Raw genomic sequence first — 20038 nt, 5'->3', positions numbered from 1 at the left:
AATGCCGCCCGCGATTGTGATGATCGCGCCTGGTGGTCTGTCTCAGTTTTGTTTGACGGCTTCGAGCGCGACGCGGCCGCGGGCGACTTTTTCGAGGATGCTGTCGGAGTTCGCGGTCCAGACGAGGGGCTTGGGCTGGTCGTTGTTGAAAGCGAGGTAGTCCTCGATCGCGGCGATCAGATCCGGTACCGAATGGAACACCCTGCGCCGCAGGGCCTTGTCGGTCAGTTCGCGGAACCACCGTTCCACGAGGTTCAGCAAGGATGAGGACGTTGGGGTGAAACGGAGGTGGACCCGGGGATGTTTGTCCAGCCAGGCCCGCACGTTGGCGTGTTTGTGGGTGGCGTAGTAGTCCAGGATCAGGTGCACGGCCAGTTCTGCCGGGACGTTCTTCTCAACTGTATTGAGGAAGGTCAGGAACTCGCTGTGGCGGTGTTTGGGCAGGCAGGAACCGATCACCTTGCCGGTGGCGACATCCAGGGCCTCAAAGAGCGTGGTGTTGCCTCACAGCGTTTGTAGTCATGGGTCATCGTTTCCCCGCCGCCCTTCTTTCATCGGCAGCGAGGGCTGGGCCCGGTCCATGGCCCGGATGGAGGACTTCTCGTCCATGCACAGCACGATCGCCTGCTCCGGCGGGTTCAGGTACAGGCCGACCACGTCGATGCGTTCCTCCTCGAATCTCGGGTCGGTGGAGAGCTAGAAGGCCTCTACCCGGTGCGGCTTCAGCCCCGGGCCGCCCAGATCCGCTGCACCTGCGCCGGGGAGACCCCGACCTTCGCCGCCATGGTACGCACCGACCAGTGCGTGTGCCCTTCGGGCCTGGAATTCCGCGTCAGATCAACGATCTCATCAATCGTCGACTGCGGAATCACCGGCTTGCGGCCCCGCCCCTTGCGCACCTTCCCCAGCTTCGCCAGGCCCTCCTCGGTGAACCGGGCACGCCAGGCACGCACCGTTCCCGGCGCCACCCTGGCCACCCGCGCGATCCATTCATTGGCCAGTCCCTTGGCGGCCATCAGGAGCACCTGCGCACGCTGGACCTCGCGGTGGGAGGCCGTCTGCGACTTCGACAACACTTCCAACACGGCGCGCTGGTCATCGGACATCACCAAGGCCGGGGCAGGATTCGACATGCCCGCCGCCCGTACGCTGAAGTCCCCGCCGCTGCGCCAGCGGCACGCTTTTGGTCTCACAGCTTGGATCTCACAGGACCTTTGAAAGGAACTCCCGGGTCCGGGCGTGCTGGGGGTTGGCGATCAGCTGTCGCGGGTCGCCGCTTTCGACGACGACGCCGCCGTCCATGAAGGTCAGCGTGTCACCCACCTCCCGGGCGAAGCCGATCTCGTGGGTCACCACGATCATGGTCATGCCGGACTTGGCCAGGTCCTTCATCACGTTGAGGACATCGCCCACCAGCTCGGGGTCGAGGGCGGAGGTGGGCTCGTCGAAAAGCATCAGTTCCGGCTCCATGGCCAGGGCACGGGCAATGGCCACGCGCTGCTGCTGGCCGCCCGAGAGCTGGGCGGGATAATGATTGGCATGGTTTGCCAGGCCGACTCTGTCCAGCAGCTCCATGGCCCTCGTCCGGGCCTTCCCCCTGGACTGTCCCTTGACCTGGGTGGGGGCCTCGATGATGTTCTGCAGTGCGGTGCGGTGGGCGAAGAGGTTGAATTTCTGGAACACCATGCCGATGTCCCGCCGCTGCGCTGCTATCTCCTTGGTGGTGAGGTCATGGAGGCGCCCGCGGCTTTCGCGGAAGCCGATGAGGTCATCGCTGACGTGGATCCGGCCGGCGCTGATGGTCTCGAGCATGTTGATGCAGCGCAGCAGCGTGGACTTTCCGGAGCCGGACGGCCCGATCAGCACGGCGACCTCGCCCTGCCGGACCGTCATGTCGATGCCGCGGAGCACATGGTGGTCGCCAAAATACTTGTGGACCCCGTCAATGCGGACAAGGGCCTCCTTCGTCACAACGTCGCTGGTGATGGTCACAGGACTTCATCCTCTTTCCTGGGGGTGCGGGGTGCCTGGGCTGCCGTGGCCGGCAGGGCGTTGACGGGTGCCGGGCCGGCCTTGACCGGGGCGGGAACGAGGTTGTCCACGCCCTTTCCAAAGTGGCGTTCAATGTAGAACTGGCCCACCATAAGAATGCTGGTGATAACGAGGTACCAGATTGCCGCGACGATCAGCAAGGGAATGGGCAGGTAGCTCCTGTTGGCGATTCCGTTGGTGGCGAACGTGAGGTCCAATGTGAAAGGCACCGCCAGGACCAGCGAGGTGGTCTTGAGCATCCCGATGGTTTCGTTCCCTGTCGGGGGCACGATCACGCGCATGGCCTGGGGCAGGATGATGCGCCACATGATCTTGGACTTGCGCATCCCCAGGGCCTCGGCGGCCTCCATCTGGCCCGAATCGACCGATTTCAGGCCGGCCCTGAAGATCTCGGCCAGGTAGGCGGACTCGTTCAGTCCCAGCCCCAGGACAGCCGCCACGAACGCGGTGACCACGTCCTGGGTGCTCAGGCTGAACAGTTCGGGTCCGAACGGGACGCCCACGGCGAGCTTGGGATACAGCACCGAAATCAGACCCCAGAACACGAGCTGGGTGTACACCGGCGTTCCGCGGAAGAACCAGACCCAGGCCCAGCTCACGCCCCGGAACAGCGGATTGTCCGACTGGCGCATGAAAGCCAGCAACACGGCCAGCACAATGGCGATCGCCATCGAAAGCACCGTCAGGAGCAGCGTCCAGCCGATACCCTGGACCACCAGCACGTCCAGGAGGTACTTCCCCACCGTCTCCCAGCGGAAGTTCGCGTTGGTGACCACGCTCTGGGCCATGATGGCGGCAAAGAGCAGGATGATAGCGCCCGCGGCCCACCGGCCGGGGTGCCGGACCGGAACGGTGTTGATGAGTTCCGGTCCTCGGCGTCGTTGCCCGGGGTGGAGGGTCGCTGGGTCGGTCGGTGCCAGGGTGCTCAACTTCCCACCACCGGGTTCACTTCGGACTTCGTGACGGCGCCCTTGGAGTTGTTCCACGTGTCCAGGATTTTCGCGTAGCTCCCGTTGCTGATGAGCTTGTTCATCACCTTGCCCACGAGTTCTGACAGCACGGTGTCCGACTTCGCGATGGCAATTCCCTGCGGTGCTGCGTCATACACGTCGCCCAGCGTCTGGAGTTTTTCCCCGGTCTGCGACAGGGCGTAGCCGATAACTGGTGAGTCTGCGGCCATGGCGTCGATGCTGCCGTTGACCAGGCGGGTGGTGACGTCCGTCTGGTTCTTCAGCGTGATGATGTCGATGGCGGGCTTGCCCTCAGCGACGCATTTTTGGGACCGGCCGGACACATCGGGGTTCTCCTGTACCGTGCCGGTCTGGACTCCGACCTTCTTGCCGCAAATGTCCTCCAATGCGAAGTTCTTCGGGTTGCCCTTTGGCACGGCCCATAGCACGCCCGCATTGAAGTAGCTGACGAAGTTGACCGTCTCGGCCCGCTCCGGGTTAATCGTGAAGGAGGAGATTCCCAGATCGTACTTGGGACCCAGGGCAGGCAGGATGCCGGTGAACTCTGCGGTCTGGACCTTGGGGGTCAGACCGAGGGTGGCACCGATCGCCTTGGCGATGTCGACGTCGTACCCCTGCGGGGTCTGGCCGTCCGCGCCCAGGAATTCAGCAGGGGCGTAGGACGTGTCCGAGCCGACGGTCAGGACGCCTTTAGCCTTCATTGCGGCAGGAACCAGCGCCGCCAGTTCTTCATCCTTCTGGATCGCCGCGGGGTCGAAACCGGAAGGCCCCGACGAGGCGCCTGCGGCGGTTTGCGAGGCATTGGTGCACCCGGTGAGCGCCAGCGCGGCGGCGGCGAGGGCTGCAGCGAGCTTGAGCGACGGCATGGAAGAAGGCGGCATCTATATACCCTTTGAACTAGTAGTACTTAGTTAGGTCGGCGTGGCGGCTTTTAATCCCTGACCGATCCTGTTAATTTTCGAGGCATGAAACCGGATGAGCTTGCCGAGACCAAAGCGGAACTGGAAGCGTTCGTTCAGGATGTGTTGGCGTCGCTTCCGCGTAAGGATCAGCGGAACAAGGGGAACCTGTATCTGCACGGTCTGATGCTGGACGGGCGGCGGAAATCGATGCAGCCGATGGGCGGCCGGCTCGGGGTCGATTACCAGCAGCTGCAGCAGTTCGTCTCGTCCTCGCAGTGGAAGCTCGAGCCGGTACGCCGGGTCCTGGTGCGCAGGGCCGTCGAGGTGATCGGCCCCGACGCGTGGGTTGTCGACGATACCGGGTTCAAGAAGGACGGCAGCTCCTCTCCCTGTGTTGCGCGGCAGTATTCGGGTACGTTGGGCAAGATCGGCAACTGCCAGATCGCCGTCAGCATCCACGCGGCCATCGACCAGGCGTCCTGCCCGCTGGACTGGCGCCTCTATGTGCCGGAAGCCTGGGATGACACGTCCGCAGACACGAACGCCCACGCCGAAATGATCGCCGCCCGCCGGGCCAAGGCGCAGATCCCCGAGGGCCAACGCCATCGTACGAAGTGGGCGATGGCGTTGGAGATGATCGATGAACTCGGCGCCTGGGGCTACCGGCCCCCGATCATGGTCGGGGACGCCGGCTATGGGGAGATCACCGCGTTCCGGTCCGGGCTCAGCGAACGGGCGATCCCCTACATGGTCGCCGTCAAGCACTCGACGACCGCGCACCTCCAAGACACTCCCATCGGCGTGGCCGAGTACGCCGGCAAAGGCCCCCGCTCACACCAGCGCCGCTACCTGGACGCCCCCACATCACTGAAAGACCTCGTCATGGACGCCGGCCGCCGGAAGCTACATCAGGTCACCTGGAGGCACGGCACCAAGTCCACCACCAGCAACAAACACGCCTCGATGACCTCCCGGTTCATCGCACTACGGGTCCGGGCAGCCAACCGCGACATCCCCCGCGCCGAGGACGGTTCCCTCCCCGCCGAGTGGCTGCTCGCCGAATGGCCCAAAGGCGCACCCGCACCCACCGACTACTGGCTCTCCACATTGCCGGAGACGACACCGCTGAAGGAACTCGTCCGGATCGCCAAAATCCGGTGGCGCATCGAGCACGACTACCGCGAACTGAAAACCGGGCTCGGGCTCGACCACTTCGAAGGCCGCACCTGGCTCGGCTGGCACCACCACGCCACGCTCGTCACCGCGGCCCATTTATTCATCACCACACTGCGCCTGACACGCCCAAAAGCGCCTGGGGCGGCCTGAGTCTCTACGGCATCCTCGGCGAGCTCCAACACCTCGTCGCCGTCCGGACCGGATACTGCCCCTACTGCCAGCCACGATCCCCAACCTAACTAAGTACTACTAGGTGGGAGCGGAATGGCGGCTGCGTTAGTTGGCTATTTGTATTTATGTGTCCTGCATCACCGCTGTCATCACACTACGGACGGGTGATGTGCATCCTCAATTGCCAACAAACCCACATTTCGTTGGAAAACCACGCAAAATGCTGAGGTCGGGGATACATTGTGACAATGACCATCCTCACTGACCTTGATCGCCGGCTGCTCTCTGCCCTCCGGGAGGACGGCAGGGCCTCGGTGGCGAGCCTGGCCCGAAAACTCGATGTCGCGCGGGCCACCATCAACAGCAGGCTGGAACGGCTGGTCGCCTCGGGAACCATCGTCGGTTTCACCGTCCGGGTGCGCGATGAGCTCGATCCCCTGGCGATCCGCGCCATTGCCCTAGTCGCTGTGGAGGGCAGGACGACCGACAGGGTCATCCGCCAGCTCCGGGGCTTTCCGGAAATCACGGCCCTGCACACCACCAACGGCGGCTGGGATCTGGTCGCCGAGCTCCGCACCGAGAGCCTCGTCGACTTCGATCAGATCCTGGGCCGGATCCGGGGGATTGACGGCATCGTCAACAGTGAGACGAGCCTCCTGCTCAGTTCGGTGCTGCGCTAGGCGACCCCGGACAAACAAATTACACAATGTACAGAATTGTTCGTCAGTCTGCTCAGTCGTGCAACAAAAAGAATGCTATTCGGCAATTGAGACTGCATATCGTCCGTCCGTAGTGTTGTGCCATCAGTGGTTTACTACAGAATAAGGGGGCGCAGATGACGCGCTTTGTCGATGTCCACAACATGGTGTGCTGGGTGGCCGGACGCGGGCCGGAGAACATTATTTCCGGCATGGTCCAATACCTCGAAGATGATTTCCGGCGCTGGGAATCGTTCGACAAGACGCCTCGGATCGCCAGCCACACGCCGTTCGGAGTCATCGAGCTCATGCCCACCAGCGACCACGAGACGTACGGGTTCAAGTACGTCAACGGACACCCGTCCAACCCCGCGCGTGGTTTCCAGACGGTTACGGCGTTTGGTGTCCTGGCGGACGTCCACAACGGCTACCCGACGTTCCTGACCGAGATGACAGTGCTGACCGCCCTGCGGACAGCAGCGACTTCCGGCATGGTGGCGAAAAAGCTGGCCCGTGCGGACTCACGTGTCATGGCGATGATCGGATCCGGAAGCCAGTCCGAGTTTCAGGCCCTGGCGTTCCGCAGCGCCCTGGGGATCTCCACGCTCAGGGTATGGGACACCGATCCCGCAGCGCTGGAAAAGTTCGTTGCCAACATGGCGCCGCTCGGCTTCGAGATCACGGTTGCCACCTCTGCTGCCGATGCCGTCAGGGGGGCCGATGTCATCACCACGTGTACCGCGGACAAGGCAAACGCCACCGTCCTCACGGCGGATCTGATCGAACCCGGAGTTCACATCAACGCCATTGGCGGCGACTGCCCGGGGAAGACCGAGCTGGACGAAGCGATTCTCGGCCTCGGTGACGTATTCGTGGAGTACGCCCCCCAGACCCGCATCGAAGGTGAGATCCAGCACATGCCGGCCGACTTTGGCGTCACGGAGTTCTGGCAGGTCTTGACTGAGCGGGCGCCCGGGCGCACGGCGGCTGCACAGATCACCATCTTCGACTCAGTCGGCTTTGCCATCGAGGATTTCTCCGCCCTGCGGTTCGTGCGCGACGCCGTCGACGGGACCGATTTCTTTGTGGAGATCGACCTCGTGGCAAGCCCGGAGGACCCCAAGAACCTGTTCGGTCTTGTGGGCGCTCTCTCCCCGGTTGGCTCCTGAGCCTCCGATGTCCGTTCAAGCCCCGTCCGCCGTCGTCCTTGTACGGCCGCACACCTTCATGCCCAACCCGACGACGGCAGCGGACAATGCTTTTCAGCTACCGGCTCACTCCGTGGACCGGGAAACGCTTGCCGACTCAGCCCGTGATGAGGTGACCGGACTGGCCGAGGCGCTGGAAACTGCCGGTATCACGGTGCACGTGTTCGAGGACTACGACGACACCCGCCCGGACAGCGTGTTTCCCAACAACTGGCTCTCCACCCATGCGGGGGGCCACATTGCGATGTTCCCGATGTACGCCCCCAACCGCCGCCACGAGCGCCGCACCGATATCCTTGACTTCCTCAAGACCCACTACCGGGTGCAGGAAGTCATCGACTACTCCGGACTGGAGATGGACCGGGTGTTCCTGGAAGGCACCGGCGCCATGGTCCTGGACCACGGCGGCCGTGTGGCATATGCCGCGCGTTCCCGCTGGGCTGATCCTGTTGCGCTGGAGCGGTTCTGCACGAACTTCGGCTATGAGCCCATGTTGTTCGACGCGGCGGACGCGGCCGGCACAGCCGTCTACCACACGAATGTGATGATGTCCGTGGCGACGGACTTCGCAATGGTTGGACTGGACACTATCCAGTCGGCAGATCGACGACGTGAGGTGGTGCAACGCCTTTCCGGCGGGGGCCGGAAGATCATCGAGCTGAGCCACGAGCAGATCCTCAACTTCGCAGGCAACACGATCGAACTGCAGGGCACGGATGGTCGCGTGTTGGCGCTGTCCGGGCGGGCCCTGAAAAGCCTGACGGACGAACAAAAGAACATCATCGAAAGCAGCTGCACCCTGCTGCCCGTTGATGTACCCACGATCGAACTGGCCGGCGGCTCCGTGAGGTGCATGATCGCAGGAATCCACCTCGATCGGAGGCCAGTCCCCGTCGGCGTCGGAGCCTGAGGCCTCCCAAAGCTGGTCAGTCGCACGCACCGCTAGGCTGACCTGGTCCCGCGGCGGGCGCGGAGCACTGAGTTCCTCACGGTGACGGGGCTACCCTCCGTGTCCTTGGCGGGCCGCGGCCGCGCCTGGCAGACCAGATCTCCCACGCGGCGGGATCCAGCGCGGCGGCGGTTTCCTCAGGAGTGAACGGCAGCTCCGGCAGCCGGGGGCCGCCGCGCACCGGTGGCCAGGTCGGAGGGATGGTGGCCCACGATCAGCAGGGTCCCGCCCGGTGCCACGGCGGCCGCCAGCCGTTCGTACACGGCAGTCGCTCCGCACCGGCCAGTGCATGAACTGGGCGGACACCAGATCAAAGGCGCTGGCCGGCGGCGCCCAGCCGGTGAGCTCGTGATGAATCCAGGTGATGCGCTGCGCTGTGGCCGCGTCGTCGGCGGCATGCCCGGCGGCGCGCGCCAAGGCCACGGAGAAGGTGTCGACGGCGGTGACCGTCCAGCCCCGGCGCGTCAGCCAGATGGAGTCGGCGCCTTCGCCGCTGCCGGCGTCCAAGGCGGAATCCGGGGAGGCCTCGGCCACGAGCTGCGGGTTTGGGCTCCCGCTCCACACGTGCCGGGCTGGCGCTAGCGCTCGTCCCAGAAGGCTTCGCCGAACGGTACGGTCGTCATGATGAATTGCCGTCCGCCGGTGTGGGCAAGACCCCTCGACACAGTTTCGGTCATTTCGGTGTCCTTGGGGAAGACCGGCGGGCCGACGGCGGACAAGTGGGCATTTTCGTCAGCTCGTCGGGGTCAGGCGGCGGGTGTTTGGTCGTGTTTGCCCTGGCGGTGCAGGTGGTTGTTGAGGTCCGCGCGGGTGTATTTCCAGTGACGGTTCGGCGGTCGCGTTGTCTCGGTCTGGAGGCGTGAACACCTCGCGTCCCGCGGGCGCCCTGCACTGGGCAGAGACCGTCCCTGCGACTGGCTACGCGGTAGGCAGTCCAGCGACAAGGACGATTCATGAGTCCGATTCTTCGGGCGCTCGGAATACGGCATGAGCGGACGTAGCCGGTCGACCGATGGACTCAAGCCGTGATCGCGGACAATGCCCGAGGAATGTTGTGACTTGGAGTTCGACCCGCCCACGCAACGACTCACCGTCAAGACGCTCGCGGAGATACCTCGTCATCACGACGCTGGATCGGCTCGGGCGGTCCACCCAGAACATGCTCGCCTTCGCTGACGAGCTCCGCGGTCTTGGCGCGGGCCTGCGCGTCTTGAACCTCGGCGGTGGCGACGTCGACACCGTAACGCCCATGGGGTCGATGCTGTTCACGATCATGGCCGCTCTCGCGCAAATGGAGCACGAGATCAAACGCGAACGCGTCACCGATTCCATCAGCAACGCAGGAAAGCCGGAAAGGACCTGGGGGCCGACCCCGCCGGGTCACCGAGAGTCAGATTCGCAGCGCTGTCCGTGTGGTCGAAGGCGGTGAGCCCGCTGGGCAGGTTGCCCGCGATCTCGGAATGTCCCGAGCAACGTTCTATAGACGGCCGCGAGCACTCAAGGACTAGCCGCTCCGCGCGTCCTCCCTGAAGGCGACACCAAGCGATCACAGAACGCCGCCAAAGAGCGATCAAATCCACAACCCGCCTCGCAGGCCCCCGGAAACCAAGGAGTCCTGGTGTCCCCATAATGTGTCTCACTCCGCTATTCTCAGAAACACTAGAAATTGAGCTTTGGTGAGGGCAGGAAGGCGAAGGGGTCCTTGACGTTGATCTCAGGACCCGGGTCCTGCAGTGCGGTTTTCGGATGGAGATCCCGGTTTAATGCCCGGGCTCTGGTCACACACAACAGCTGCGGGTCCGAGGGCGACGGGAGAGCGATCGCGATGATGGCCGGCGCTCTGCTGGCAGGATGCCTCGCCATGGGTGCGTTGAGTGTCGGCTACCAGGCGGTCGCCACCGGGCGGGACCGGCGTCGTTTCCCTCCGCCCGGCGCACTGGTAGACATCGGCGGACGCCGTCTGCACCTGTGGCGCGACGGCAGCGGCGCTCCGGCCGTGGTGGTGGTGACCGGGCTTGGCGCGGCCGCGCTCGAGTGGGCGCCGGTGCAGCAGGCCCTGGCCCGGGACACCTCGGTCTGCCTCTACGACCGGCCCGGTCTCGGATGGAGCCAGGCCCGACCCCGGCTGGAGACCGTCACCGGAATGGCTGAGGACCTGGACCGGGTCCTACGGGCCGGGCGCGTGCCCCCGCCCTACATCGTCGTCGGGCACTCCCTCGGCGGCATGGTGGCCCGCGTCTACGCCGCACGACACCCGGACCGGATGGCCGGCCTGGTCCTGGTCGACACCCCTCATGATCGGCAGTTCGAGCGCGCCGGGCAGCTCCTGGACAGCAGGACCCGGACGCGGAGGCTGGCCAGCAGGGTGCTCTCCGGCGTCCGGCAGGCTGCGCCGCGTGGCCTCGTCCGCCTCGGGGCGGACCTCGGAATCGCCCGGAAACCCCGCGCCGAGGCACGGCAGCGGTACCCCGGCGCCCCGATCGAGCTTGGGCTGGCACTGCAACTGCGGACGCGGCACCGCTGCTCGCTCATCGGGGAGGTGCACGCCCTGCTGACCGCCGGGCCTGCCGTACGGGAACACGCCCCCGGTCTCGGCAACCTCCCGCTCACCGTGATCACCCGCGCGGCTTACCAGCCCGACCCGGCAGCCTCCGGCCGGGCCGGGGCCGGGACCGCCGCCGCGCTCACGCTGTGGGCTGAGCTCCAGGCCGACCTCGCCGGTCTGTCGACCCGCGGCACCCTCGTGATCGCCGAACACGCCGGCCACCACGTGCACCGCGACGAACCCGAACTGATCATCCGGGCCGTCCGGCAGATCATCGCGGGCTGACGCCCGGACGTACTAGTTGCAGCCCTCACAGCGGTCGGGGTCGGGGACCAATGTGCGGGCAACCGACGCTAAGGCATTCCGTGGTCTCCGATAACGATCGTTCGTTTTACAGGCTTGGGTGTTGAACGTTTCCGCAGGTCGCAAGTGTCAAGCTTGCCATGTCCGCACCAATGTATAGCTTTCTGCTTTTTGCGATACAGATGTGGGCTGTGAGGAGGGCGGGTCTCGACCCGAAGAGCTTTACGCCTCCGAGGCCAGGGTGGCAAAGGCATTGCTGGCGGCGCTCTGATAGGCGCCTGCCCTTCGAAGCAGGGCTACGGTGCGGCGTGGTAGCGGCTGGGTCATGCTGATCGGATAGAGGTTTTCCTGTTCGCGGGCGATGGCGTCGGGCAGCACTGTGGCAAACGGGCCGCGGCGGACGATTTCGATGATCGCATTGACCGAGTTGGCTTCGATGACGATCCGGGGCGCTATTCCGTGCTCGTGGAAGTATCGGTCGATATGGTGGCGGGTGGCGAATTCCCTGCTGAGCAGCGCAAGCTCCTGGTGCCCCAATTCCTGCACCGTCAACGGTGCCTGCTGCCCGACGCGCGGGTGCGATGGTCCGACGACCAGGCTGAGGGTTTCGGGAAACAACGGCTGCGCCTCGATGGGAGATGACACTGGCTCGGCGAACGCTATGCCAATGTCGAGACGGTCCTCGGCCAGCTCTGACTCGATCCGGTCCTGGGTCATTTCCTGGATGCTCAGGGTTATCCCGGGGTAGCGGGAGTTGAACCGCTGCACCAGCGGGCCGATCAGGTAGGCCGTGAATGTCGGGGTCATCGCGAGCCGGAGCGAGCCCCGGCTGAGGTCCTGCACGTCGTGGATGGCACGTTCGCCGGCGCTGAGGTCCCGCAGCGCCCGGCGAGCATAGCCCAGATAGATCTCGCCGGCGTCGGTCAGGCGCACCGTCCGGCCGCTGCGGTCCAGCAGCTGCGCGTGCAGCGAATTTTCCAGTTGTTTGATTTGCTGCGAAAGGGTCGGCTGCGAGACGTGTAGTGTCTCGGCCGCCCGGGTGAAGTTCTGGTGTTCGGCGACCGCGAGCAGGTAGCGGACATGACGTAGAAGCATGCAACCAACTATAGCGAAAAGCAATTGCTTTGATCCGAAATGAGTCTTGGACACTATGGCTGTGGGCTGTCATCGTTGAATTATCACCTCAAGCAAGGGAGACACAGCATGCAGGACATCATCGAGGGTGTACTCAAGTTTCAGCGGGACGTGGTTCCGGGGCGTGCCGAACTTTTCCAGAGGCTCGCCACCACCCAGCGTCCGGGGGCACTGTTCGTGACCTGCTCGGATGCGCGCGTGATTCCGGAACTGATGACCCAACGCGAACCCGGCGATCTGTTCGTCATCCGCAACGCGGGAAACATGGTGCCGTCCTTTGCCCCGGGGCCCTGCGGCGAGTCCGCGAGCGTCGAGTACGCGGTTGCGGTGCTCGAGGTCACCGATATCGTGATCTGTGGCCACTCCGACTGCGGAGCGATGACCGCCATCTCCACGGGTAAGTGCCTTGATGGTGTTCCGGCCGTCGCTGGCTGGCTTCATCACGCCGACGCGGCCAAAGCGGTGAACGCCGCCGGAACATACAGCTCCCCCGGCGAAAAGCTGCGGGCGCTGATCCGAGAGAATGTCATCTCCCAGCTGGCCAATATCGCCACCCACCCGTCGGTTGCGCTGGCGCTCAGGCAAGGTCGGCTGAACCTGCACGGCTGGGTCTACGACATAGAAACCGGCGGAGTCGAGACGCTCGACCCCGCCACCGGAGGGTTTGCACCGCTCATCGACAACCCGTGCCCCACTCCCACCCCCGCCCGTCTCGGACAGTTCGTCTGAGTCCGTCCACCAACCGAAGGAAATAACCGCATGTTGCACTCGCAAGCCTCCCAGGCCCCGCGGCAGGAACTCACCGCCGCCGTCATCGACGCTAAGACCCGCGCGAACCTGTCCTGGCAGGACCTCGCCGACGGCACCGGGTTGAGTGTCGCCTTTGTCACCGCCGCTCTGCTCGGCCAGCACCCCTTGCCCGCTCTGGCAGCCGCCACCGTCACTGAGAAGCTGGGTCTCGGCGACGACGCGGCGCTGCTCCTGCAGACCATCCCGATGCGCGGCAGCATCCCGGGCGGCATACCGACCGACCCCACCGTGTACCGCTTCTACGAAATGCTTCAGGTCTACGGTTCCACCCTCAAGGCACTGGTCCATGAGCAGTTCGGCGACGGCATCATCAGCGCGATCAACTTCAAGCTGGATATCAAGAAGGTCGAGGACCCGGACGGCGGGTCGCGCGCGGTGATCACCCTCGACGGCAAGTATCTGCCGACCGTGCCGTTCTAAGCCGATCGCCGGTGAGGCAGGCCCCCAGAGAGGGCTCCTGCCTCACCCGCACTGATCGTCAGAGATGGCGAGATCACCCCAGAGAGCCCGAACTTGGCGGTGCAGACAAATGACCCGCCCGCAAAGCTACCCGATGTCGGGGTCCTGACTGCGAGCGATGACGATTCAAAAGGATCGTGTTCGCTGCACGCGCCAGACCGCCGGCGTGATGTCATTTTCCTCTAAGTTACCGGACGATCGTCACAGTCGGCCGCGGTGGTACGACACGGAGCGAGTTGCCTGTGACTGTTAGCTTCGTTTGACGGTTCTGGGGCCGTTCAGGTCTGTAAGTTGGCTACCATTCGGGTTGGCCCTTCAGGAAAGACTGCGGACGGCCTGCGGGCAGCGGCAGGGCCAGACGGGGATGTCGGGAGCGGCAGGCCTGAGTATGCACGGCCAGTGTTCCTGCTGTGGGGCCTAGCTATCCTGCCTTGGTTTCGGGTGCGGTTTGGCTTGTTCCACGAGGTCGGTCATCCATGGCCGGTGCCCGCGATGAAACGTCATGTCCTTGGGCAGGCCTTGGACCGAGGCTGTGGAACCGGCGACGTCGATGGTGATGCGGCCGCGGCCCATAGGTGCGTTGGTGATGTGCAGGTGGCCGAAAGACTTCGGCAGCACCGGATCCATCCACAAGCCGCCTTGGGAAACATGCGCATCGTACTGCATCAAGCTCGTTACCAGCAGGATCGGGGCGGTTGCCGCCCATGCCTGCGGTGAACACGCCGTGGGATAGGGCACGGGCTGGGCGATCTGTTCCCGGCTGAAACCGCAGAATAGCTCCGGCAACCGGCCGTTCGAGTACTCGGCTGCCTCCAGCAATGCTGTGGCGATCCGTTGCGCCTCCGCCACGAAGCCGTAGCGCATCAGCCCGGCCGCAATCAGCGCGTTGTCATGTGGCCAGACGGACCCATTGTGGTAGCTCGCTGGGTTGTAGGCGCCCATGTCGCTGGCCAGGGTTCGCACACCCCAGCCGCTGAACATTTCCGGGGACATCAGGCGTTCGGCTACGAGCGGCGCCTTGTCCTCATCCACGAGGCCGAACCACAGGCAGTGCCCCATGTTGGATGCGCAGGCGTCGACCGGACGCTTCTTGCCATCCAGTGCGACGGCGTAATAGCCGCGCTCGGGTAGCCAGAACTGCTCGTTGAACTGTTTCTTCAGCCGTTCCGCGCGTTCCGCGAGCTCGGCCGCCAGAGACGCATCACCTTCGTCGTAGGCCATCCACGCGCGCGCCATGTACGCGCTGTAGACGTAGGCCTGCACCTCGCATAAAGCGATCGGCGGTTCCGCCAGGGTGCCGTCCGCGAAGTTGATGCCGTCCCATGAATCCTTCCAGCCTTGGTTGATCAGCCCGCGGTCATTGAGGCGCTCATACTCAACAAACCCGTCGCCGTCTTTGTCCCCGTAGTCCCGGATCCAGGCCAGTGCACGGTCGGCATGGGGCAGCAGGGCGGCGATGGTATCGGCGGCGAAGCCCCAGCGGCTGACGGCCCCGAGCACGCTCACGAACAACGGTGTCGAGTCGACACTGCCGTAATAGGCGGACTTGCCGCCCAGGGACAACCCGCTGGAGACATCGAGTCTGACCTCGTGCAGGATCTTGCCCGGTTCCTCCTCGCTCATTGGGTCCACCACTTTGCCCTGGCGGTCCGCCAGCGTCTGCAGGGTGCCCAGGGCCAGGGACGGGTCCACGGGCAGCGCCATTTCTGACGCCCACAGCGAGTCCCGCCCGAACAGGGTCATAAACCACGGCGCCCCGGCGGCAACAACGACGCGCTCCGGATGTTCCGGATCCTCGATCCTTAGGGCGCCCAGGTCGTCGTAGCTGCGTTGGAGGGTCCGCTCAATGGAGTGGTTGCCCATGTGCAGCACCGGAATCCTGGCCACCCACTCCTGTCGGCGCCGATCGCGCGGCGACAGTCCACCCGCATCCGGATGCATGAACAGTGTCACCGGACCAGGCCCCTCAACGGCCGGCACCACCGTGAGCACAGTTTGCCAATGAGCCTGCGGCGCCACCACCGCCCGGTAAGTCAGAGAATCTGCCTCGACGTCGGCGCCACCGGCCGCGATGACGACCCCCTTGCGGACATCCTCCCAGGCGGCCCGGATGATGAGCGAATCACCATCCGGCTGGCGGATTTCATCCCAGTGCCGCTGGATCCGCGCCTCCTTCACTTCGAACAGATCGGCGAAATCCGCTTCGACGCTGAGGCAGATCACGCATTCGACCGGATCCAGCGAATAATTCCGGACCGTGATCTGCTCCACGAGGCCGGCTCCCACTTCGCGCAGCCGCTCGACAATCAGCGGGCTGTCCGCATAGCCGTCCGAGCGGGGAACCCGGCCGACAAACAGTGCCCGGTACGGTTCCTTCGTCTCCGCCGCCAGCGGCTCCAGTGACTGGCCGTTGATAGTCAGTCTCCAGCATGAAAGGATGCGGGTGTCCTGAACGAAAACCCCATGCGGATGGTCTGGACGGATGTCCCCGTTCGGCAAAGAGATACAGAAGGACGATCCCTCCACCAAAGTGACCGCCCCAGTCCCCAGCGGCCCTGCGGCTGTATCGGCATTCCATCCCGCCACGTCCGGTCCCTTCAACGGGTTGGCACGGTGCGGCAACGCGGGCCCCGATCCGACGGCCGACCCCGTATTCGTTGGTTCAATCGACGCTACGCTCCTCTGCTGCCCGATGCCAGAGTCGACGCCGGCAAACGTCCCGATCCCGAGGCTACTGTATTGCCACAGCACCTCCTCGGCCACCGAGCCGTGAGGTGGTTGGCCCAGGGATGTCGAACCATTGAAAGCCGTCGACAGCAACGGCTACGGCATTCTTGATCTGTCCGGACATGTCGCCGCTGACTGGAGCTCCGGCGCCAGGTTTCAGCTGGTTTTCCGCAGGCTGTTCAGCCTTAACGTGGTTGGCAGGCACTCCGGCGACAGTAGACTGTTGCGAGGCAAACCTAGCTTTGGTTCCGGATCTCAGAACTCCCGGGTGCCTGTCCGCCCAGCCGCGCGGTGACTCGGTGCGCCGCGGCTGCGCACGATTCTCCCAGGCTTTGCAGTCTGTCCCGCGAGACTCGGAACCGGGGGGCCGGGATGAGGACGGCCGCAACGATATCGCCGCGGTGGTCATATACCGGTGCGGCCACGCCCACTTCATCGATGGAGGACTCGCCGTAGTTGATCGCCCAGCCCCGTCGGGCGCTATCTTGGAGCCGGATCAGGTAGGCCTCGACGCCGGTGTCATCCAGACCCGGATACGTGATGGCGCCGCTGCGCAGCAGGGCCACGACCCGTTCGGCGGGTTCCGCGGCGAGGAAGACCTGCACGGAGGAGCTCATGGCGTCGTTGTAGCGGGCACCTAACGGCGTTGTGTGTTTGATCTGATGGTGGCTGGCGATCTGCTCCACGCACATCGATTCAGTGCCGTTCCACACCATCAGGGCACTTGTTTCGCCGGTCTGTTCGGCGAGTTCACGCAGGACAGGATAAGCAACGCGGCGTTCTTCCAGTTCGGCCAGCAGCGGTCCGGCGACGGCGATCAGCCCCAGGCCCAAGCGGAAGCGCCGCGTCTCCGGATCACGTTCCACCAGGTGTTCCTGTTCGAAGGTGGAAAGGATCCGGGAAACGGTGCTTTTGTGCAGCCCGACTCTGTTGGCGATCTCGGTGACTCCGAGGAGCGGTTCATCCGCGGTGAAAGTCCGCAGGACGGCAATGGCGTTGACTATGACGGATGTGCCCTTGGTGTCGCCGTTTCCGTTGGTGTCAGGAGATTCTGCTGGGGTCATGGTGTTTACCATCATTCCCTATGAGGGCTGAGAAGCGGCGCCGCGTTGGACGTGGCGCCGCTTCTTTGCAGGTCATGGGACGGTCAGGCACCCACGATGTTGTATTCCGGGCCGAACGGGAACTTGGTGATGTTCTCGGCGCCGTCCTCACCGACCACCAGGATGTCGTGCTCGCGGTAGCCGCCGGCGCCCGGCTGGCCGTCAAGGACGGTAATCATGGGCTCCATGGAGACCACCATGCCCGGTTCCAGGACGGTGTCGATGTCCTCGCGCAGCTCCAGCCCGGCTTCGCGGCCGTAGTAGTGGCTCAGGACGCCGAAGGAGTGGCCGTAGCCGAAGGTGCGGTTGGCCAGCAGGCCGTGGCCGACGTAGATTTCGTTGAGCTCGGCGGCGATGTCCTTGCAGACGGCGCCGGGCTTGATGAGTTCCAGGCCGCGCCTGTGCACCTCGACATTGATGTTCCACAGCTCCAGGGAACGTGCATCCGGTTCGCCGTAGAACAGGGTGCGTTCCAGGGCGGTGTAGTAGCCGGAGGTCATGGGGAAGCAGTTCAGGGACAGGATGTCGTGTTCCTGGATCTTGCGTGTGGTGGCCCAGTTGTGGGCGCCGTCGGTGTTGATGCCGGACTGGAACCACACCCAGGTATCGCGGATCTCGGAGTCCGGGAACGTGCGCGCAATTTCGTGGACCATTGCTTCGGTGCCGATCAGGGCGACCTCGTATTCGTTGATTCCTGCGGTGATGGCGTTCCGGATGGCCTCGCCGCCGAGGTCGCCGATTCGTGCACCGTGTTTGATGACCTCGATCTCTTCAGCGGACTTGATCATGCGCTGGCGCATGGCGGCCTGGGCCACGTCCACCAGGGCGGCCCCGGCAAAAGCGGCCTGGATCTTGTTGCGGTTGTCCAGCGGCAGGGAGTCGTCCTCGACGCCGAGTCGGCGGGCGGTGATGCCGCGGGTCCGCAGGACCTCCTGGATGGCGAAGATGTAGTTGTCCCGGCGCCAGTCCGTGTAAACCAGGTTGTCGCCGTAGCTGCGGCGCCACGGCATCCCGGCGTCGATGTTGGCGGTGACGGTGACAGTGTCTTCCTTGGTGACCACCATGGCGTAGGAGCGGCCGAAATAGGTGAAGAGGAAGTCGGAGTAGTACTTGATCGAGTGATAGCTGGTCAGGACGACGGCGTCCAGTTCCTTCTCGGCCATGATCCGGCGCAGCCCTGCCAGGCGCCGCTCAAACTCGGCATCGGAAAACGTGAGGCTGACTTTCTCGCCGTTGTTCAGGATTTTGAGGCGGTCCAGCTTGGCGACGTCGTTGATGGCTTCGGCTTCGGTTTCGGTGCTGGTCATTGTGGTAATGCCTTTCTTTCGGCGGTTCTGTAGATGAAGATTTTGGAGCCGGCCCGACTATTCGTGGCTCAGCGGTTCCTTGCTGGTTTCGCGGGAGAGTGCGACGGCGACCAGGGAGATGACTGCCGCTGCGGCCAGGTACCAGGCTGGAGCCAGGACGTTGCCCGTGGTTGCGATGAGGAGCGTGGCCATGAACGGTGCGGTGCCGCCGAACAGGGCGTTGGAGAGGTTGAAGCTGACGGCGAAACCGCTATAGCGGACGCGGGTCGGGAACATCTCGGCCAGGAAGCTGGGGAGCGTGCCGTCATTGAGGGTGAGCATGGCGCCCAGCAGGATCTGGACCAGGACGATGACCAGGAAGTTCCCGGTGCCCAGGAGGGCGAAGGCGGGCACGGTCAGCACGATGAAGGTGATGGATGCGGCGATGAGCACCCTCTTGCGGCCGTAGCGGTCTGAGAGCATTCCGGTCAGGAAGATGAAGCCGATGTACGTCACCAGCGCGATCGTTGTGGCCAGGAAGGATTCGGTTGCACCGAGACCCAGCTCAGAGGACAGATAGGTTGGCATGTAGCTGAGGATCACGTAGAAGCCGACGGCGTTGAGCAGCACAGCTCCGACGGCCAGAAGCAGCTGCCGCCAGTGTTTCCGGAACAGACTGGACACGGGTGCCTTGACGGCCTCGCCCTCGGCGGCCAGTTCGCGGAACACCGGGGTGTCTTCCAGCTTGGTGCGGATGTAGCGTCCAATCAGGCCCATCGGGGCTGCCAGAAGGAACGGCAGACGCCACCCCCAGCTTTGCATCGCTTCGGAACTGAGGAGGGCTGTCAGGAGGCCGGCGAGCAGGGAGCCGAGCAGCAGGCCCGCGGCGGTGCTGGCGGGTACGACGGCGGCGTAGAGTCCGCGTTTGTTGGCAGGGGCGTATTCCACCAGGAAGGCAGAGGCGCCGGCGTATTCACCCGAGGCGGAGAAGCCCTGGGCAACGCGGATGATCAGGAGCAGGATCGGAGCCCAGATGCCGATCGTGTCATAGCCCGGGATCAGGGCGATGCAGAACGTCGCCGCGGACATGATCAGAATTGACAGGGAAAGGGCGGTCCGCCGGCCAACCTTGTCACCGATATGGCCCCAGACGAAACCGCCGAGCGGCCGCACCATGAACGAGATCGCGAACAGGGCGAAGGTCAGCAGAAGCCCTGTCTGCGGATTGGATTGGGGGAAGAAGACCGCGGCAATTGTTGCGGCCAGATAGCCGTAGACGGCGTAATCAAACCACTCGACGAAGTTGCCTATGAAGCTTGCCATGATGACCCGCCGGCGGGTGTCCTTGCTGACTCCGTCACCGTTGACGTGCAGTGGCTGGCCGTTCGTCGGCAAGGGAGGGCCTGCGGGCATCGAAGTTGTTTCGTTACTCATGTGTCCACCAATAATTTTGGGTTGCATTGAACGCAACACTGTTGCATTAGACTAGGCGTGACGTAGGCCACAGTCAAGACATTTTTCTGCACCGTCGCGTTAGTTTATCC

At 64.2% G+C, this 20038-nt stretch carries 16 protein-coding genes and 3 pseudogenes; 8 read left to right on the top strand and 11 right to left on the bottom strand.

All coding sequences use genetic code 11. The features are described 5' to 3' along the window. Nucleotides 1-42: 42 nt before the first annotated feature. From ACQCSW_RS11760 to ACQCSW_RS11745, 4 genes and pseudogenes are all read right to left on the bottom strand, one after another. A pseudogene (locus ACQCSW_RS11760) lies at nt 43-1133 on the bottom strand (IS630 family transposase). 70 nt (nt 1134-1203) lie between these two features. Then, the gene (locus ACQCSW_RS11755; RefSeq protein ID WP_354253215.1) at nt 1204-1992 is read right to left on the bottom strand and encodes an amino acid ABC transporter ATP-binding protein; all 789 of its coding nucleotides are present in this window, start codon (nt 1990-1992) and stop codon (nt 1204-1206) included. Next, a complete protein-coding gene (locus ACQCSW_RS11750; protein ID WP_426990681.1) occupies nt 1989-2972 on the bottom strand; it encodes an amino acid ABC transporter permease in 984 nt (327 codons plus the stop codon). The genes ACQCSW_RS11755 and ACQCSW_RS11750 overlap by 4 nt, the downstream gene beginning before the upstream one ends. A gap of 5 nt (nt 2973-2977) precedes the next feature. Further along, on the bottom strand, nt 2978-3904 hold the full coding sequence (locus ACQCSW_RS11745) for an ABC transporter substrate-binding protein (protein ID WP_426986088.1): 927 nt from the start codon (nt 3902-3904) through the stop codon (nt 2978-2980). Between the two features lie 84 nt (nt 3905-3988). Here ACQCSW_RS11745 and ACQCSW_RS11740 point away from each other — a divergent pair, with 84 nt between their 5' ends. From ACQCSW_RS11740 to ctlX, 4 genes are all read left to right on the top strand, one after another. Next, nucleotides 3989-5251 carry an IS701 family transposase gene (locus tag ACQCSW_RS11740; protein WP_426986086.1) on the top strand — a complete coding sequence of 421 codons (1263 nt, stop codon included), beginning with the start codon at nt 3989-3991 and terminating at the stop codon, nt 5249-5251. Between the two features lie 269 nt (nt 5252-5520). Further along, nucleotides 5521-5952 (top strand): Lrp/AsnC family transcriptional regulator, encoded by a 432-nt coding sequence (locus tag ACQCSW_RS11735; RefSeq protein ID WP_426986084.1) that lies wholly within the window; start codon nt 5521-5523, stop codon nt 5950-5952. Between the two features lie 155 nt (nt 5953-6107). Continuing rightward, complete coding sequence (locus tag ACQCSW_RS11730) at nt 6108-7139, top strand: ornithine cyclodeaminase (protein WP_426986082.1); 1032 nt, start codon at nt 6108-6110, stop codon at nt 7137-7139. Nucleotides 7140-7146: 7 nt separating this feature from the next. After that, nucleotides 7147-8088 (top strand): citrulline utilization hydrolase CtlX, encoded by a 942-nt coding sequence (gene ctlX, locus ACQCSW_RS11725; protein ID WP_426986080.1) that lies wholly within the window; start codon nt 7147-7149, stop codon nt 8086-8088. A 176-nt stretch (nt 8089-8264) separates the two neighbouring features. Here the strand turns inward: ctlX and ACQCSW_RS11720 are convergent, their stop codons facing one another. Together ACQCSW_RS11720 and ACQCSW_RS11715 are read right to left on the bottom strand one after the other, a co-directional pair. Beyond that, a complete protein-coding gene (locus tag ACQCSW_RS11720; protein WP_426990742.1) occupies nt 8265-8390 on the bottom strand; it encodes a hypothetical protein in 126 nt (41 codons plus the stop codon). 76 nt (nt 8391-8466) lie between these two features. Continuing rightward, nucleotides 8467-8661 (bottom strand): annotated as a pseudogene (locus tag ACQCSW_RS11715) (methyltransferase domain-containing protein); the annotation flags it as partial. Between the two features lie 580 nt (nt 8662-9241). Between ACQCSW_RS11715 and ACQCSW_RS11710 the strand changes: the two are divergent. Both ACQCSW_RS11710 and ACQCSW_RS11705 read left to right on the top strand, forming a co-directional pair. Continuing rightward, nucleotides 9242-9635: pseudogene (locus ACQCSW_RS11710) on the top strand (recombinase family protein); the annotation flags it as partial. A 317-nt stretch (nt 9636-9952) separates the two neighbouring features. Then, nucleotides 9953-10957, top strand: coding sequence for an alpha/beta fold hydrolase (locus ACQCSW_RS11705; RefSeq protein WP_426986078.1), 1005 nt, complete (start codon nt 9953-9955; stop codon nt 10955-10957). 240 nt (nt 10958-11197) lie between these two features. Here the strand turns inward: ACQCSW_RS11705 and cynR are convergent, their stop codons facing one another. After that, nucleotides 11198-12070, bottom strand: coding sequence for a transcriptional regulator CynR (gene cynR, locus ACQCSW_RS11700; protein ID WP_426986076.1), 873 nt, complete (start codon nt 12068-12070; stop codon nt 11198-11200). Nucleotides 12071-12178: 108 nt separating this feature from the next. On the opposite strand from cynR, the gene ACQCSW_RS11695 reads away from it, so the two are divergent. Then, nucleotides 12179-12838, top strand: coding sequence for a carbonic anhydrase (locus tag ACQCSW_RS11695; RefSeq protein ID WP_426986074.1), 660 nt, complete (start codon nt 12179-12181; stop codon nt 12836-12838). 30 nt (nt 12839-12868) lie between these two features. Next, nucleotides 12869-13339, top strand: a complete 471-nt coding sequence (gene cynS, locus ACQCSW_RS11690) for a cyanase (RefSeq protein WP_426986072.1) — start codon at nt 12869-12871, stop codon at nt 13337-13339. A 456-nt stretch (nt 13340-13795) separates the two neighbouring features. On the opposite strand, the gene ACQCSW_RS11685 is transcribed toward cynS, so the two are convergent. The 4 genes from ACQCSW_RS11685 to ACQCSW_RS11670 all read right to left on the bottom strand — a co-directional run bounded on the left by ACQCSW_RS11685 (nt 13796) and on the right by ACQCSW_RS11670 (nt 19907). Then, nucleotides 13796-15964, bottom strand: coding sequence for a glycogen debranching N-terminal domain-containing protein (locus ACQCSW_RS11685; RefSeq protein ID WP_426986070.1), 2169 nt, complete (start codon nt 15962-15964; stop codon nt 13796-13798). Between the two features lie 377 nt (nt 15965-16341). Beyond that, nucleotides 16342-17169: an IclR family transcriptional regulator gene (locus tag ACQCSW_RS11680; RefSeq protein ID WP_426986068.1), complete on the bottom strand. Its 828-nt coding sequence runs from the start codon at nt 17167-17169 to the stop codon at nt 16342-16344. Between the two features lie 83 nt (nt 17170-17252). After that, nucleotides 17253-18515 carry an aminopeptidase P family protein gene (locus ACQCSW_RS11675; RefSeq protein WP_426986066.1) on the bottom strand — a complete coding sequence of 421 codons (1263 nt, stop codon included), beginning with the start codon at nt 18513-18515 and terminating at the stop codon, nt 17253-17255. Between the two features lie 57 nt (nt 18516-18572). After that, complete coding sequence (locus tag ACQCSW_RS11670; RefSeq protein ID WP_426990679.1) at nt 18573-19907, bottom strand: MFS transporter; 1335 nt, start codon at nt 19905-19907, stop codon at nt 18573-18575. Between the last annotated feature and the right edge of the window lie 131 nt (nt 19908-20038).

It is taken from the genome of Pseudarthrobacter sp. Y6 (assembly GCF_050156205.1).
Classification (GTDB): domain Bacteria; phylum Actinomycetota; class Actinomycetes; order Actinomycetales; family Micrococcaceae; genus Arthrobacter.
The sequence above is the reverse complement of the archived record's forward strand: the minus strand, read 5'-3'. Positions and strand labels throughout refer to the sequence as shown.

Coding starts and splice junctions, on each gene's coding strand:
- ACQCSW_RS11745 (WP_426986088.1), bottom strand. CDS start 3,904: ATGCCGCCTTCTTCCATGCCGTCGCTCAAGCTCGCTGCAGCCCTCGCC.
- ACQCSW_RS11740 (WP_426986086.1), top strand. CDS start 3,989: ATGAAACCGGATGAGCTTGCCGAGACCAAAGCGGAACTGGAAGCGTTC.
- ACQCSW_RS11735 (WP_426986084.1), top strand. CDS start 5,521: ATGACCATCCTCACTGACCTTGATCGCCGGCTGCTCTCTGCCCTCCGG.
- ACQCSW_RS11730 (WP_426986082.1), top strand. CDS start 6,108: ATGACGCGCTTTGTCGATGTCCACAACATGGTGTGCTGGGTGGCCGGA.
- ctlX (WP_426986080.1), top strand. CDS start 7,147: ATGTCCGTTCAAGCCCCGTCCGCCGTCGTCCTTGTACGGCCGCACACC.
- ACQCSW_RS11705 (WP_426986078.1), top strand. CDS start 9,953: ATGATGGCCGGCGCTCTGCTGGCAGGATGCCTCGCCATGGGTGCGTTG.
- cynR (WP_426986076.1), bottom strand. CDS start 12,070: ATGCTTCTACGTCATGTCCGCTACCTGCTCGCGGTCGCCGAACACCAG.
- ACQCSW_RS11695 (WP_426986074.1), top strand. CDS start 12,179: ATGCAGGACATCATCGAGGGTGTACTCAAGTTTCAGCGGGACGTGGTT.
- cynS (WP_426986072.1), top strand. CDS start 12,869: ATGTTGCACTCGCAAGCCTCCCAGGCCCCGCGGCAGGAACTCACCGCC.
- ACQCSW_RS11680 (WP_426986068.1), bottom strand. CDS start 17,169: ATGACCCCAGCAGAATCTCCTGACACCAACGGAAACGGCGACACCAAG.
- ACQCSW_RS11675 (WP_426986066.1), bottom strand. CDS start 18,515: ATGACCAGCACCGAAACCGAAGCCGAAGCCATCAACGACGTCGCCAAG.
- ACQCSW_RS11670 (WP_426990679.1), bottom strand. CDS start 19,907: ATGCCCGCAGGCCCTCCCTTGCCGACGAACGGCCAGCCACTGCACGTC.